Origin of the sequence: Streptomyces sp. NPDC057877 (genome assembly GCF_042796855.1) — a bacterium.
GTDB lineage: Bacteria > Actinomycetota > Actinomycetes > Streptomycetales > Streptomycetaceae > Streptomyces.
Window position 1 is genome coordinate 239,312 of the sequence record NZ_JBHVMS010000007.1, and the last position, 14,957, is coordinate 254,268.

Here is a 14,957-nt window from a genome sequence, read left to right on the forward strand (position 1 = left end):
CGGCGCTCAGAACCGCCCGGCGCCCAGGTCCCGGGAGACCGCCCGGGCGCAGTCGCGGACCGCGGCGATCAGCTCGGGACGCAGCTCGCCGTCCCGGCACACCCGCTCCACGGCCCCCGTGATGCCCACCGACCCGACCGGCATCCGCCGCCGGTCGTGGATCGGCGCGGCGATGGAGGCGACGCCCTCCCAGGTCTCCTCCACGTCGGCCGCGTAGCCCCGCGCGCGCGTGATGTCGAGGATGTGCTCGAAGGCGTCCAGATCGCACACCGTGCGCTCCGTGAACGCCTTGCGGTCGGCCTCCAGCGCCTCGCTGTGCGCGACCGGGTCGTACGCCGAGAGCACCTTGCCCAGCGCCGTCGAGTGCAGCGGCTGCATCGCCCCGATCTCCAGCACCTGACGGCTGTCGTCGGGGCGGAAGACGTGGTGCACGATCAGCACGCCCTGCTGGTGCAGCACGCCGAGGTGGACGCTCTCGCCGCTGGAGCGGGCCAGGTCGTCCGTCCAGACCAGGGCGCGCGCCCGCAGCTCGTGCACATCGAGATAGGTGGTGCCCAGGCGCAACAGCTCCGCGCCCAGCTGATAGCGCCCGGAGGCGTCGTCCTGCTCGACGAAGCCCTCCTGCTGGAGGGTGCGCAGGATGCCGTGCGCGGTCCCCTTGGCGAGCCCCAGGGACGAGGCGATGTCCGACAGGCCCAGCCGTCGTTCGCCGCCCGCGAGCAGCCGCAGCATCGCGGCCGCCCGTTCGAGCGACTGGATGTTCCGTGCCATCGCCGTCCTGCCTCCGTCCCCTTCGGCCGTCGCGCCGTGGCGGCGTACGGCCCCTCGAAATACCGTCGAGCCGCGTCGAGCACCGCCGAGCACCGCTGCGCCAGGCCGCCGCTGCCACTGTTCGGCAATGCCGAACACTACCGGTCGATGCCGACCTGCCGCTAATGGTTGGCCGGTACCCGTTGTGTCACACGCCCTCCTTGAGAGCCGCTCGACATCCTGGTCCGCGTCGTGGACGGCCTGACCACCGGGCCCCGGTCCCGGCTACCCTGGCGGCGTGCGTCCTCCGTGAAAAGGTCCGCGGGTGGGCGCAAAGCCGACAGCCGTCGCACTCCAGGGAGCCCTTACATGGCCTCGTTGCCGCAGAGCCCGTCCGCCGCCGACAGCCGCACCCGCGCGTCCGCCCTCCGCGAGGCCCTCGCCAGCCGGGTGGTGGTCGCCGACGGGGCGATGGGCACGATGTTGCAGGCACAGGAGCCCACACTGGAGGACTTCGAGCAGCTCGAAGGCTGCAACGAAGTCCTCAACGCCACCCGCCCGGACATCGTCCGCTCGGTGCACGCGGCCTACTTCGACGTGGGCGTGGACTGCGTCGAGACCAACACCTTTGGCGCGAACCTGTCCGCGCTGGGCGAGTACGACATCGCCGCCCGCATCCCCGAGCTGTCCGAGGCCGGCGCCCGCATCGCCCGCGAGGTCGCCGACGAGTACACGGCATCGACCGGACAGCAGCGCTGGGTCCTGGGCTCGATGGGCCCCGGCACCAAGCTGCCCACCCTCGGCCACACCACGTACGCCGCGATCCGCGACGCCTACCAGCAGAACGCCGAGGGCCTCCTCGCGGGCGGCGCCGACGCCCTGCTCGTGGAGACCACCCAGGACCTGCTCCAGACCAAGGCCTCCGTCGTCGCCGCCCGCCGCGCGATGGAAACGGCCGGATACGACGTACCGCTGATCGTGTCGGTGACCGTCGAGACCACCGGCACCATGCTCCTCGGCTCGGAGATCGGCGCCGCCCTCACCGCGCTGGAACCGCTCGGCATCGACATGATCGGCCTGAACTGCGCGACCGGCCCCGCCGAGATGAGCGAACACCTCCGCTTCCTCGCCCGCCACTCCCGCATCCCGCTGTCCTGCATGCCCAACGCCGGTCTGCCCGTCCTCACCTCGGACGGCGCCCACTACCCGCTGACCGCGCCGGAACTCGCCGACGCGCAGGAGAACTTCGTACGCGACTACGGCCTGTCCCTGGTCGGCGGCTGCTGCGGCACCACCCCCGAACACCTGCGCCAGGTCGTGGAGCGGGTCCGGAACCTGACCCCCACCGCGCGCGAGCCGCGCCCCGAGCCGGGCGCCGCGTCCCTCTACCAGAGCGTGCCGTTCCGGCAGGACACCTCCTACCTGGCGATCGGTGAGCGCACCAACGCCAACGGCTCGAAGAAGTTCCGCGAGGCCATGCTGGAGGGCCGCTGGGACGACTGCGTGGAGATGGCGCGCGACCAGATCCGCGAGGGCGCGCACATGCTCGACCTGTGCGTGGACTACGTCGGCCGCGACGGCGCCGCCGACATGGAGGAGTTGGCGGGCCGCTTCGCCACCGCCTCGACGCTGCCGATCGTGCTGGACTCCACCGAGGTCGACGTCATCCGGGCCGGTCTGGAGAAGCTGGGCGGCCGCGCGGTCATCAACTCGGTCAACTACGAGGACGGCGACGGCCCCGAGTCCCGTTTCGCCAAGGTCACCGCGCTGGCGCGGGAGCACGGCGCCGCGCTGATCGCGCTGACCATCGACGAGGAGGGCCAGGCCCGCACCGTCGAGAAGAAGGTGGAGATCGCCGAACGGCTGATCGACGACCTCACCGGCAACTGGGGCATCCACGAGTCGGACATCCTCATCGACTGTCTGACCTTCACCATCTGCACCGGCCAGGAAGAGTCCCGCAAGGACGGCATCGCCACCATCGAGGCGATCCGCGACCTGAAGCGCCGCCACCCCGACGTGCAGACCACGCTGGGCCTGTCGAACATCTCCTTCGGCCTCAACCCGGCCGCCCGCATCCTGCTGAACTCCGTCTTCCTGGACGAATGCGTGAAGGCGGGCCTGGACTCGGCGATCGTGCACGCCTCGAAGATCCTGCCCATCGCCCGCTTCAGCGAGGAAGAGGTCACCACCGCCCTCGACCTCATCTACGACCGCCGCGCCGAGGGCTACGACCCGCTGCAGAAGCTGATGGCGCTGTTCGAGGGCGCCACCGCCAAGTCGTTGAAGGCGGGCAAGGCCGAAGAACTGGCCGCGCTGCCGCTGGACGAGCGCCTCAAGCGCCGCATCATCGACGGTGAGCGCAACGGCCTGGAGGCCGACCTCGACGCCGCCCTGGCGGACCGCCCGGCCCTGGACATCGTCAACGACACCCTGCTGGACGGCATGAAGGTCGTCGGCGAGCTGTTCGGTTCGGGGCAGATGCAGCTGCCGTTCGTGCTGCAGTCCGCCGAGGTGATGAAGACCGCGGTGGCCTACCTCGAACCCCACATGGAGAAGGTCGAGGGCGCCGAGGGCAAGGGCACCATCGTGCTCGCCACGGTCCGCGGCGACGTCCACGACATCGGCAAGAACCTCGTCGACATCATCCTGTCCAACAACGGCTACAACGTCGTCAACCTCGGCATCAAGCAGCCCGTCTCCGCGATCCTGGAAGCCGCCGAGGAACACCGCGCCGACGTCATCGGCATGTCCGGACTCCTGGTGAAGTCCACGGTGATCATGAAGGAGAACCTGGAGGAGCTGAACGCCCGCGGCCTGGCCTCCGGTTACCCGGTCATCCTCGGCGGCGCCGCCCTCACCCGCGCCTACGTCGAGCAGGACCTGTACGAGATCTACGAGGGCGAGGTCCGCTACGCCCGGGACGCCTTCGAGGGCCTGCGCCTGATGGACGCCCTGATCGGCGTCAAGCGGGGGGTTCCGGGCGCGCAGTTGCCGGAGCTGCGTCCGCGCCGGGTCCGTGCGGCGGTGGCCGCCGAGGTCGAGGAGCGTCCGGAGGAGGGCCATGTGCGCTCCGATGTCGCCACCGACAACCCGATCCCCGAGCCGCCGTTCTGGGGCACCCGGGTGGTCAAGGGCATCCAGCTCAAGGAGTACGCGAGCTGGCTGGACGAGGGCGCCCTCTTCAAGGGCCAGTGGGGCCTGAAGCAGGCCCGCACCGGCGAGGGACCCAGCTACGAGGAACTGGTGGAGACCGAGGGCCGCCCCCGGCTGCGGGGTCTGCTGGACCGCCTGCAGACGGAGAACCTGCTGGAGGCGGCCGTGGTCTACGGCTACTTCCCGTGCGTGTCCAAGGACGACGACCTGATCATCCTGGACGAGCAGGGCAACGAGACCACCCGCTTCACCTTCCCCCGCCAGCGCCGGGGCCGCCGCCTGTGCCTGGCGGACTTCTTCCGCCCGGAGGAGTCCGGCGAGCGGGACGTGGTCGGCCTCCAGGTCGTCACCGTCGGCTCGCGCATCGGTGAGGAGACCGCGCGCCTGTTCGCCTCCGACTCCTACCGCGACTACCTGGAACTGCACGGCCTGTCGGTGCAGTTGGCGGAGGCGCTCGCGGAGTACTGGCACGCGCGCGTGCGCTCCGAACTCGGCTTCGCCGGGGAGGACCCGGCCGCGATGGAGGACATGTTCGCCCTGAAGTACCGGGGCGCCCGCTTCTCCCTCGGCTACGGCGCCTGCCCCGACCTGGAGGACCGCGCCAAGATCGCGGACCTGCTGCGGCCGGAGCGGATCGGCGTGCAGTTGTCGGAGGAGTTCCAGCTCCACCCGGAGCAGTCCACCGACGCCATCGTCATCCACCACCCCGAGGCCAAGTACTTCAACGCACGGTGACCCGCCACGGCGCCCCCGTGACGCGTCTCACCGCACGCTGATCGGATTCGTCGTACAATGGTCGGTCCACCGCAGGCCGGTTCCCGCTCGGGAACCGGCCTGCTCGTCCCTCAAGGAGGTCCGTGGATGACGACCACGATCCCCGCCCTCGCCATCCGTACGGGTGAAGGCTCCGCCCTCGAGGCGGTGCTGCTCGACATGGACGGCACCCTGGTGGACACCGAGGGCTTCTGGTGGGACGTCGAAGTCGAGGTCTTCGCCGCCCTGGGCCACACGCTCCAGGACTCCTGGCGCCAGGTGGTGGTCGGCGGCCCCATGACCCGCAGCGCGGGCTTCCTCATCGAGGCCACCGGCGCCGACATCACCCTCGCGGAACTCACCGTCCTGCTGAACAAGGGCTTCGAGGAGCGCATCGACCACGCCCTGCCGCTGATGCCGGGCGCCCGTCGGCTGCTCGCCGAACTCACCGCCCACGAGGTGCCCACCGCGCTGGTGTCTGCCTCGCACCGGCGCATCATCGACCGTGTCCTGACCACGCTCGGCCCGCGGCACTTCGCGCTCACCGTCGCCGGTGACGAGGTGCCGCGCACCAAGCCGCACCCCGACCCGTATCTGCTGGCCGCCGCCGGACTCGGCGCGGATCCGGCCAGATGCGCGGTGATCGAGGACACCGCCACCGGCGTCGCGGCGGCCGAGGCGGCGGGCTGCCACGTGGTGGTGGTCCCCTCCGTGACCCCCATCGCCCCCTCCGTCCGCCGCACCGTCGTGTCCTCTCTGGAAGAGGTCGACCTGGCCTTTCTGTGCGGCCTTGTGACGCAAATGCGCTAGGTGTTCACCCACCGTGCAGAGCGGATAGCGTGCGAATTCATCCGCCCCCACGGACCGGCGTACGCAAAGGAATTCGACTCTTCCGGATGGCCGAATTCCGGCTTCTCGCCCCACGGCTGAAAGTGTGACGTTCGCCACGCCAGGGCGGGTCGACAGGTGGTCCGACGTGTGCTTCCCGCCCCCGATCCGGGGGTCTCGTCATGCCCTTGTGTCCCGATTGGTGGGAGGCTGCACGAATCCTTCCCCTGTCGGGTTTTCGGTGTGTCCACGCCCGGTTTCACAGCGTGATGGGGCCTCAACTCCGGTGGCTGTGAACACCGCTGCGGGCGCGGACTAATCTCGTCGCGAGAACGACACCCCCAACCTCGTGGAACGGCTACGCCACCCCTGTATGCCGGATACACGGACTTGACATCTGGAGAAACTCGAGCATGAACCGCAAGACTTTGGTGCTGCCGGCCGTCGTGGGCCTGCTCGCGCCGGTGCTGGTGGCCTGCGGCGGGTCCGACAGCGGAAGCGACTCGGACGCCATCGTCGTCGGCACCACGGACGGGTTCATCGCCTCGAAGGACGCCCCGGCTCCCATCGACCCCGCCTACGCCTACGACGTCGGCACCTGGAACATCCTGCGCCAGACCGTGCAGACCCTGATGATCCAGCCCCGCGGTGACGGTGAGCCGGTCCCCGAGGCCGCCGAGAGCTGCTCCTTCACCGACGCGGGCAACGAGCGGTACGTCTGCGAGCTGCGCAAGGACCTCAAGTTCTCCAACGGCGACGCCATCACCGCCGAGGACGTCAAGTACTCCATCGACCGCGCCCGTTCCATCAAGGCGGACAGCGGCGTCTTCGCGCTGCTGTCCACCATCGACACCGTCGAGACCAAGGGCGACCGTGAGGTGATCTTCCACCTCAACACCGCCGACGCCACCTTCCCGTACAAGCTCTCCACCCCCGTCGCGGGCATCGTCAACCCCGACTCCTACGACGAGGGCAAGCTGCGCGACGGCTTCCAGGTCGACGGCTCCGGCCCCTACACGCTGGACGCGGAGGAGGAGGACGGCAAGCTCGTCAAGGCCGTCTTCACCAAGAACTCCCACTACAAGGGCGCCTTGGAGGTGAAGAACGACAAGGTCGAGCTGCGCTCCTTCGCCGACGCCGAGGCCATGGGCACCGCCCTCGAGGAGGGCGACATCCACCTGATGACCCGCACCATGAACCCGGACCAGATCCAGGAGCTGTCCAGCGGCTCCAACAGCGACATCGACCTCGTCGACATGCCCGGCCTGGAGATCCGCTACCTCGCCTTCAACACCGACGACCCGTCCGTGAAGTCGAAGGCCGTACGCCAGGCGATGGCCCAGATCGTCAACCGCAGCGAACTGGTCACCGAGGTCTACGGCAGCCAGGCCGAGCCGCTCTACTCGCTGGTCCCGGCCAGCATCACCGGCCACACCAACGCGTTCTTCAACGTCTACGGCGACCCGAACCTCACCAAGGCCCGCGACACCCTCACCGCGGCCGACATCACCACCCCGGTCAAGCTGACCCTGCACTACACCACCGACCACTACGGCGCCGCCACGAAGGACGAGTTCGAGGTCCTGCAGAAGCAGCTCAACGACAGCGGCCTGTTCGACGTCAGCATCAAGGGCACCCCCTGGGAGACCTTCCGCCCGGCCGAGAAGGAGGGCGAGTACGAGGTCTACGGCATGGGCTGGTTCCCCGACTTCCCGGACGCCGACAACTACCTCGCGCCGTTCCTCGACGCCGACAACTTCCTCGGCTCGCCCTACGCCAACAGCCAGATCCGCAACACCCTGATCCCGCAGTCCCGGCGCGAGGCCGACCGGATCGCCGCCGTCGAGAGCCTCTCGGAGATCCAGGACATCGTCGCCAAGGACGTCCCCGTCCTGCCCCTGTGGCAGGGCAAGCAGTACGTAGCCGCCCGCGACGGCATCACCGGTGCCGCCTACGCGCTCAACGCCTCCTCCACGCTTCAGCTGTGGGAGCTGGGCCAAGGCGTGAGCGGCTGACGCCAGCCCCAATCCGGGGCCCCTGGGACGGGGCCCCGGATCTGTACCGAAGACAAGGCACAAGCAAGTGAACAAGCGCACCCAGTGGTCCGTACTGCCGATCGTGGCGGGCCTGGCCTCCGGCCTGCTGACCGGATGCGGCACCGACACCGGCAACTCCGGCGAGAGCGGCTCCCACGTCGTCATGGGAATGTCCGACGACGTCCTGGCCACCGACCCGGCGTCCGGCTACGACCCGGGCTCCTGGCTGTTGTTCAACAACGTCTTCCAGTCACTGCTCAGCTTCCCCAACGGCGGCACCGAGCCCCAGCCCGAGGCCGCCGAGAAGTGCCTCTTCACGGACACGCAGACCACCGTCTACAAGTGCACGCTGAAGGACGGCCTGAAGTTCAGCAACGGTGACGCGCTCACCTCCGAGGACGTGAAGTTCTCCTTCGACCGCATGCTGAAGATCGACGACCCCGACGGTCCCGCGGTCATGTTCCCCACCCTCGAAGAGGTCGAGACGCCGGACGAGAAGACGGTCGTCTTCCAGCTGAACGCCCCCGACGCCACCTTCCCCAGCAAGATCGCCTCCGGTGCGGGTTCCATCGTCAACCACCGCGAGTACGACGCCGACGGGCTGCGCACCGACAACCAGGCCAGCGGCTCCGGCCCCTACGAGCTGGAGTCCTTCAGCGAGCACGAGGCCGTCTTCTCGGTCAACGAGAACTACGAGGGCACCGCCGAGGTGCAGAACGAGGGCGTCACCCTCAAGTTCTTCCACGGCGACCAGACAGGCCTGAAGAAGGCCCTCCAGGACCAGGACATCGACATCGCCTACCGCGGTCTGAGCGCGAGCGACATCGCCGAGGTCGAAGCCGCCTCCGACGGCACCGGCATCGAGGTCGTCGAGGGCAGCAGCGCCGAAGTCCAGCACCTGGTCTTCAACATGGACGACCCGGTCGCGGGCCAGCTCGGCGTCCGCCAGGCCATCGCCCACCTCCTCGACCGCGAGGCCCTCGTCCAGGACGTCTACGAGGGCACGGCGACCCCGCTGTACTCGATCGTCCCCGCCGGGATCACCGGCCACAACACCGCCTTCTTCGACACCTACGGCGCCCACCCCTCCAAGGACAAGGCCGCCGAAGCCCTGGCCGCCGAGGGCATCACCGGCAAGGTCCAGCTCACCCTCTGGTCCACACCCACCCGCTACGGCCCCGCCACCGACCAGGAACTCAAGGCCATCGCCGGGCAGCTCAACGCCAGCGGCCTGTTCGACGCCGACGTCAAGTCGGTCGCCTTCGACCAGTACGAGAAGGACATCGCCGCCGGGAAGTACGGCGTCTACGTCAAGGGCTGGGTGCCCGACTACCCCGACGCCGACAACTTCACCTCCCCGTTCTTCGGCGAGGGCAACGTGCTGAGCAACAACTACACCAACAAGACGATCACCGGCACGCTCATCCCGAGCACCGCCGCCGAGAGCGACCGCTCCGCCACCGAACGGGACTTCGGCCGCCTCCAGGACGTCGTCGCCGAGGAAGTCCCCGTCCTTCCGGTCTGGCAGGCCAAGCAGTACGCCGTCGTCGGCGACGGCGTCTACGGCCTCGAGTACTGCCTCGACGCGTCGACGGTCTTCCGCTTCTGGGAGCTGCGCAAGGCCTGACGACAGGCCACCCGGCTCACAGCAACGACGAGGGCGCCCCCATCAGGCCCGAAGGGGGCGCCCTTCCCTTTCGTCGCGACGGCCGTGCCCACGGCGGTGTCGAGTGCTCTGCGGAGGCCCCGACGGACTTCCGCTCCCGGCAGTCACGCGAGGCCCGGCACCCATGACGAGGGCACCCCCGTCAAACCCCGGAGGGTGCCCTTTCCTCTTCCTTGCGACGGCCGCGCCTACGGCTGCGCGCCCGGACGCACCAGGCCGCTCTCGTACGCGTACACCGCCGCCTGCACCCGGTCCCGCAGCCCCAGCTTCGTCAGCACATGGCCGACATGGGTCTTCACGGTCGTCTCACTGACGAACAGATCCGCGGCGATCTCCGCGTTCGACAGACCCCGCGCCACCAGCTTCAGCACCTCGACCTCACGCTCGGTCAGCGTGCCCAGGGTGTCCGGCACCGGCTCGTCCCCCGACGGCAGATGCGTGGCGTACTTGTCCAGCAGACGACGGGTGATGCTCGGCGCCAGCATCGCCTCACCGGCGGCCACCACCCGGATCGCCTGCACCAGCTCATTGGCCGGAGCGTCCTTCAGCAGAAAACCGCTGGCCCCCGCCTTCAGCGCCTCCACGACGTACTCGTCCAGATCGAACGTCGTCAGCACCAGCACCTTCGCCGGACCGTCCCGACCCGGCCCGGTGATCTGCCGGGTCGCCTCCACACCGTCCATCCGCGGCATACGGATGTCCATCAGCACCACATCGGGCTGCAGCGCCCGCACCTGATCGAGTGCCTGGAGGCCGTCCCCGGCCTCGCCCACGACCGCGATGTCCTGCTCCGCCTCCAGAATCATCCGGAAGCCCGTGCGCAGCAGCGGCTGGTCATCGACCAGTAGGACACGGATGGCCACGTAAGTCTCCTTCGCTAGTCCGGCCCCATTCTGCCCTGCGTGCCCCCGCCCGACTCCGCCGCCCTGACCGGCAGCGGATACGGCGGGGGAGTGCCGCCGAATTCCGGGCAGTGCGCCTGGTGATCGCACCAGCCGCACAGCTTCGTGGGCCGGGGCCGCCAGTCACCGGTCTCCGTGGCCTGCCGGATCGCCTCCCACAGCGCCAGCAGCTTGCGCTCCACCCGCTCCAGATCGGCGAGGACCGGATCGTACGTCAGGACGTCACCACTGCCGAGATACACGAGCTGCAGCCGACGCGGGACGACCTTCTTCAGCCGCCACACCACCAGCGCGTAGAAGGACATCTGGAACAGCGCCCCGTCCGCGTACTCCGGGCGGGGCGCCTTGCCCGTCTTGTAGTCGACGATCCGCACCTCACCCGTCGGCGCCACGTCGACCCGGTCGATGATCCCGCGCAGCCGCAGCCCCGAGTCCAGCTCGGCCTCCACGAACAGCTCCCGCTCGGCAGGCTCCAGCCGGGTCGGGTCCTCCAGCGTGAACCACCGTTCCACCAACTGCTCGGCCTGCGCCAGCCAACGGGCCAGCCGCTCACCGTCCGGATCGTCGGCGAACAGCTCCACCACCTCCGGCCGGGAGGCACGCAGCCGCTCCCACTGCGCCGGGATCAGCGACTTCGCCCGCGGCGCGGTCCGCTCCCCGGCGGGCGCGTCGAACAGCCGCTCCAGCACCGCGTGCACCAACGTCCCCCGGGTGGCCGCCTCGCTCGGCTTCTCCGGCAGCTTGTCGATCACCCGGAACCGGTACAGCAGCGGGCACTGCATGAAGTCACCGGCACGCGACGGCGACAGGGACGCGGGCGCGACCGCCACCGCGGGCTCCACGGTGATCGTCGCGCCGGTCGGCTCCGGCGCGGGCTCCGGCTCGGTCACGGCAGGCGGCACGCCCTCGTTCCTCGTCTCCATGTCCACAGACCTTACGGCCCGCCACTGACAGTGACCCGGCCGCCGCCGTCCCTCGTGCGACAGCCGGGAAAACAGAGGGGGTGCCGGGGCGGAACACGCCCCGGCGGACGCATACCATCGACCCCAGACCCTTCCGCCCGGCAGGCGCGGAAGACGCTTCGAACGAGGGGACACCGTGGACGTGAGCGGCGGGAGCGGCAAGCCGCGGTCCGACAGGGACCAGCCGGCCGAGGAACACGCCGACCAGGCGCCCCCGGCCCCGGACCCCCATGCCGACTCACCCACCACGACCAACGGCACCGGCCCGCCCCCGGACCACACCCCCACCAGCGACCCCGAGCCCCCGGCACCCGCCACCCCGGACGAGAACGGGACGCCGACACCCCCCGCGTCCGACGCTCCCCAGCCCCCACCGCCCGCGGCCCCAGGCGGTGAGTGGAACACGACACGGCCCGCCACCACCCCCGGCGCGGACACCCGGGAGCACCGCACCGGCACCCCGCCAGAGCGCCCCGCGCCCACCGGAGGCAAGGGACGCGGCCCCGAACCCCGCGGCGGGCTCCTCATGGGACGCCCCTTCGGCGTACCGGTGTACGTCGCGCCCAGCTGGTTCCTGGTCGCCGCGCTCATCACCTGGGTCTTCGGCGGGCAGCTCGACCGCGTCCTGCCCGAGCTGGGCGGCGCCCGCTACCTCGTCTCCCTCTTCTTCGCCGTCGCCTTCTACGCCTCCGTCCTGGTCCACGAACTGGCCCACACGGTCGCCGCGCTCCGCTTCAAGCTCCCGGTGCGCCGCATCCAGCTCCAGTTCTTCGGCGGCGTCTCCGAGATCGAGAAGGAGGCCGAGACCCCCGGCCGGGAATTCGTCCTCGCCTTCGTCGGCCCCCTGCTCTCCCTCGTCCTCGCGGGCGTCTTCTACGTCGCCCTGCTCGCCGTGGAACCCGGCACCGTCCCCGGCGTCCTGCTGGCAGGCCTGATGATCTCCAACCTGATCGTCGCCGCGTTCAACCTGCTCCCCGGCCTCCCCCTCGACGGCGGGCGCATGCTCCGCGCCGTCGTCTGGAAACTCACCGGCAAGCCCATGAGCGGCACCATCGCCGCCGCCTGGGTCGGCCGCGCCCTCGCCGTCTCCGTCCTCATCGGCCTGCCCCTGCTCACCCAGTCCGGCGCCCTCGGCAGCGACGCCGTCGACAACGTCGGCATGGACACCGTCATGGACGCCCTCCTCGCCGCGATCCTCGCCGCGATCATCTGGACCGGCGCCGGAAACAGCCTCCGCGTCGCCCGCCTGCGCGAACACCTCCCCGAACTGCGCGCCCGCGCCCTCACCCGCCGCGCCGTGCCCGTCCAGACCGACACCCCCCTCTCCGAGGCGCTGCGCCAGGCCAACGCCGCCGGAGCCCGCGCCCTCGTCGTCGTCGACGGCGACGGCAACCCCGTCTCCCTCGTCCGCGAGGCCGCCATCGTCGGCGTACCCGAACACCGCCGCCCCTGGGTCGCCGTCAGCGGCCTCGCCCAGGACCTCACCGACGGCATGCGCGTCTCCGCCGAACTCGCGGGCGAAGACCTCCTCGAAGTACTGCGCGCCACCCCCGCCACCGAATACCTCGTCGTCGAGGACACCGGCGCCATCTACGGCGTCCTGTCCGCCGCCGACGTCGAGCGCGCCTTCGTCAAGGCCATGGCCCGCCCCTCCTGACACCCGGCTCCCAGCCGTGGTCGGCGGCCCCCGCCAGGCCCGGTAGGCTGGTCACATGTCCGAACCGACCGGTGCCGCCCGCCGTCGCGGGCCCTTCAAGGTCGGGGACCAGGTACAGCTGACCGACCCCAAGGGCCGCCACTACACGTTCACGCTCGAAGCCGGGAAGAACTTCCACACCCACAAGGGTTCCTTCCCGCACGACGAACTGATCGGCGCACCCGAGGGCAGCGTTGTCCGCACCACCGGGAACGTCGCCTACCTCGCGCTGCGCCCCCTGCTCCCCGACTACGTCCTGTCCATGCCCCGCGGGGCGGCCGTCGTCTACCCCAAGGACGCCGGACACATCCTCGCCTTCGCCGACATCTTCCCCGGCGCGCGCGTCGTCGAGGCGGGCGTCGGCTCCGGCTCGCTCAGCAGCTTCCTGCTGCGCGCCATCGGCGACCAGGGCATGTTGCACAGCTACGAGCGCCGCGCCGACTTCGCCGAGATCGCGCAGGCCAACGTCGAGCGCTACTTCGGCGGCCCCCACCCCGCCTGGCAGCTCACCGTCGGAGACCTCCAGGACAACCTCTCCGACACCGACGTCGACCGCGTCATCCTCGACATGCTCGCCCCCTGGGAGTGCCTGGAGGCCGTCTCCAAGGCGCTCGTCCCCGGCGGCATCGTCTGCTGCTACGTCGCCACCACCACCCAGCTCGCCCGGACCGTCGAGTCCATCCGCGAGATCGGCTGCTTCAACGAGCCGACCTCCTGGGAGACGATGATCCGCAACTGGCACATCGAGGGCCTCGCCGTCCGCCCGGACCACCGGATGATCGGCCACACCGGCTTCCTGCTCACCGCCCGCCGCCTCGCCGACGGAGTCGAACCGCCCATGCGCCGCCGCCGCCCCGCCAAGGGCGCCTACGGCGAGGACTACTCCGGCCCCAACGCCGACGGAGGCATCGGCCGCTGAGGCGGCCCCGTGCCGCTGACAACGTCACTGCGCCGTGCCCGAGTTCCCGCACCCACCCGGGAACTCGGGCACGGCGCCTTCGTGTTGACGTCAGCAGGTCAACCCGATCGAGTGCCCACCCCGGCGTTCCCCCGCACTGTGACGTGTGGCACGATGCAGCCACCCCCACCGGCACAGCCCTCACAGGAGACACTCCTCGTGCAGCAATCCGCCGTTCCGGAACTGGCACACACCAACACCCGCCCCATCCACTGGGTGGCCACCGCCACGGCCATCGCCGGTGTCGTCGCCCTGTCCTCCCTGCTCCAGCCCGGCCCGGCCACCGCCGCCCAGCCCCCCGGCAGCGAGCCCAGGAACGCCCCGGCCGCCGCCCCGCCACCGGCCACCGACGGCGTCGACTTCCCCCTCGACTGCGGCCCCGTCAAGACCGTCGTCGCCGACCGGGCCTCAGGCGACCTCGACGGCGACGGCCGCCCCGAGACCGTCGCCGTGGTGCACTGCGACGCCGGCATGAGCACCCCACCCGACGGCGTGTACGTCCTCACCCGCTCCGCCGACAAGGCCGAACCGCGCGTGGTCGCCACCCTCGTCGACCCCAAGGACCGAGTCACCGTCAGTGACTTCACCGTCCGTGACGGCGCCGTGCTCGCCACCCTGCACGGCTACTCCTCCGCCGACGTACCCACCTGCTGCCCCGACGAGCACGACGACGCGAAGTGGCAGTGGCGCGACGGCGCGTTCGTCCGCTCCACACCCGCCGGCGCGCGCAGCGTGTGACGCGCGCAACCCTACGATGTGAGAAAACAGACAGTAGTTACGGACCGTGCGGATCCAGTCACTCTGCGTCCGGCCCGAAGACCTCGACCCTGTCCGAAACGCGACGCACATGAATGCACTCGCCCGGACACTCCCGCGCCGAGTCCACCACATCCGTGAGCAGCGGCAGCGGCACCGGCGTGGTCGCCCCCCTGTCCTGCAACAACTCCTCGCCCGCGCCCTTCACATAGGCCAGACCGTCGATGTCCAGCTCGAACACCTCGGGCGCGTACTGGACGCAGATGCCGTCGCCGGTACAGAGGTCCTGGTCGATCCAGACCTCCAGAGCCTCGCCGCCGACTTGGACCTCCTGCTGCACAGCCATGCGCTCCTGCCGTTTCTGCGTCGAGCCGTACGGGAATCCGGCCAGCTCTGACGGGTGTTGAACCCTTCGACCCTACCCGTGGCAGCTTTCCAATCGTGTTCGCTGGGTATTCCCCTGGCGTGAGGGAGAGCGCAAGGGTGAAGATCGG

At 70.2% G+C, this 14,957-nt stretch carries 11 protein-coding genes; 7 read left to right on the plus strand and 4 right to left on the minus strand.

Annotated elements, in window-relative coordinates:
* Positions 1–6: 6 nt before the first annotated feature.
* Positions 7–771: an IclR family transcriptional regulator gene (locus ACFVQG_RS22610; RefSeq protein ID WP_383386214.1), complete on the minus strand. Its 765-nt coding sequence runs from the start codon at positions 769–771 to the stop codon at positions 7–9.
* 348 nt (positions 772–1,119) lie between these two features.
* Here ACFVQG_RS22610 and metH point away from each other — a divergent pair, with 348 nt between their 5' ends.
* The 4 genes from metH (at position 1,120) to ACFVQG_RS22630 (ending at position 9,150) form a co-directional block, all read left to right on the plus strand.
* Positions 1,120–4,641 carry a methionine synthase gene (gene metH, locus ACFVQG_RS22615; protein WP_383386217.1) on the plus strand — a complete coding sequence of 1,174 codons (3,522 nt, stop codon included), beginning with the start codon at positions 1,120–1,122 and terminating at the stop codon, positions 4,639–4,641.
* Positions 4,642–4,767: 126 nt separating this feature from the next.
* Positions 4,768–5,469 carry an HAD family hydrolase gene (locus tag ACFVQG_RS22620; RefSeq protein ID WP_383386220.1) on the plus strand — a complete coding sequence of 234 codons (702 nt, stop codon included), beginning with the start codon at positions 4,768–4,770 and terminating at the stop codon, positions 5,467–5,469.
* A gap of 431 nt (positions 5,470–5,900) precedes the next feature.
* Complete coding sequence (locus ACFVQG_RS22625) at positions 5,901–7,502, plus strand: ABC transporter substrate-binding protein (protein WP_383386225.1); 1,602 nt, start codon at positions 5,901–5,903, stop codon at positions 7,500–7,502.
* Positions 7,503–7,569: 67 nt separating this feature from the next.
* Positions 7,570–9,150, plus strand: coding sequence for an ABC transporter substrate-binding protein (locus ACFVQG_RS22630; RefSeq protein ID WP_383386231.1), 1,581 nt, complete (start codon positions 7,570–7,572; stop codon positions 9,148–9,150).
* Between the two features lie 227 nt (positions 9,151–9,377).
* Here ACFVQG_RS22630 and ACFVQG_RS22635 read toward each other — a convergent pair whose 3' ends face one another.
* Together ACFVQG_RS22635 and ACFVQG_RS22640 are read right to left on the minus strand one after the other, a co-directional pair.
* Positions 9,378–10,052, minus strand: a complete 675-nt coding sequence (locus tag ACFVQG_RS22635) for a response regulator (RefSeq protein ID WP_383386234.1) — start codon at positions 10,050–10,052, stop codon at positions 9,378–9,380.
* A 14-nt stretch (positions 10,053–10,066) separates the two neighbouring features.
* A complete protein-coding gene (locus ACFVQG_RS22640; RefSeq protein WP_383386237.1) occupies positions 10,067–11,014 on the minus strand; it encodes a RecB family exonuclease in 948 nt (315 codons plus the stop codon).
* A gap of 175 nt (positions 11,015–11,189) precedes the next feature.
* On the opposite strand from ACFVQG_RS22640, the gene ACFVQG_RS22645 reads away from it, so the two are divergent.
* From ACFVQG_RS22645 to ACFVQG_RS22655, 3 genes are all read left to right on the plus strand, one after another.
* The gene (locus ACFVQG_RS22645; RefSeq protein WP_383386240.1) at positions 11,190–12,710 is read left to right on the plus strand and encodes a site-2 protease family protein; all 1,521 of its coding nucleotides are present in this window, start codon (positions 11,190–11,192) and stop codon (positions 12,708–12,710) included.
* A 55-nt stretch (positions 12,711–12,765) separates the two neighbouring features.
* Complete coding sequence (locus tag ACFVQG_RS22650; RefSeq protein ID WP_383386243.1) at positions 12,766–13,668, plus strand: tRNA (adenine-N1)-methyltransferase; 903 nt, start codon at positions 12,766–12,768, stop codon at positions 13,666–13,668.
* A gap of 198 nt (positions 13,669–13,866) precedes the next feature.
* Positions 13,867–14,445, plus strand: coding sequence for a hypothetical protein (locus ACFVQG_RS22655; protein ID WP_383386246.1), 579 nt, complete (start codon positions 13,867–13,869; stop codon positions 14,443–14,445).
* A gap of 58 nt (positions 14,446–14,503) precedes the next feature.
* Here ACFVQG_RS22655 and ACFVQG_RS22660 read toward each other — a convergent pair whose 3' ends face one another.
* Positions 14,504–14,809: a ferredoxin gene (locus ACFVQG_RS22660; RefSeq protein WP_383386249.1), complete on the minus strand. Its 306-nt coding sequence runs from the start codon at positions 14,807–14,809 to the stop codon at positions 14,504–14,506.
* Positions 14,810–14,957: the final 148 nt, after the last annotated feature.

What these genes read in the sequence shown, in the direction of transcription:
- ACFVQG_RS22610 (WP_383386214.1), bottom strand. Translation starts at nt 771, where the DNA reads ATGGCACGGAACATCCAGTCGCTCGAACGGGCGGCCGCGATGCTGCGG.
- metH (WP_383386217.1), top strand. Translation starts at nt 1,120, where the DNA reads ATGGCCTCGTTGCCGCAGAGCCCGTCCGCCGCCGACAGCCGCACCCGC.
- ACFVQG_RS22620 (WP_383386220.1), top strand. Translation starts at nt 4,768, where the DNA reads ATGACGACCACGATCCCCGCCCTCGCCATCCGTACGGGTGAAGGCTCC.
- ACFVQG_RS22625 (WP_383386225.1), top strand. Translation starts at nt 5,901, where the DNA reads ATGAACCGCAAGACTTTGGTGCTGCCGGCCGTCGTGGGCCTGCTCGCG.
- ACFVQG_RS22640 (WP_383386237.1), bottom strand. Translation starts at nt 11,014, where the DNA reads ATGGAGACGAGGAACGAGGGCGTGCCGCCTGCCGTGACCGAGCCGGAG.
- ACFVQG_RS22650 (WP_383386243.1), top strand. Translation starts at nt 12,766, where the DNA reads ATGTCCGAACCGACCGGTGCCGCCCGCCGTCGCGGGCCCTTCAAGGTC.
- ACFVQG_RS22660 (WP_383386249.1), bottom strand. Translation starts at nt 14,809, where the DNA reads ATGGCTGTGCAGCAGGAGGTCCAAGTCGGCGGCGAGGCTCTGGAGGTC.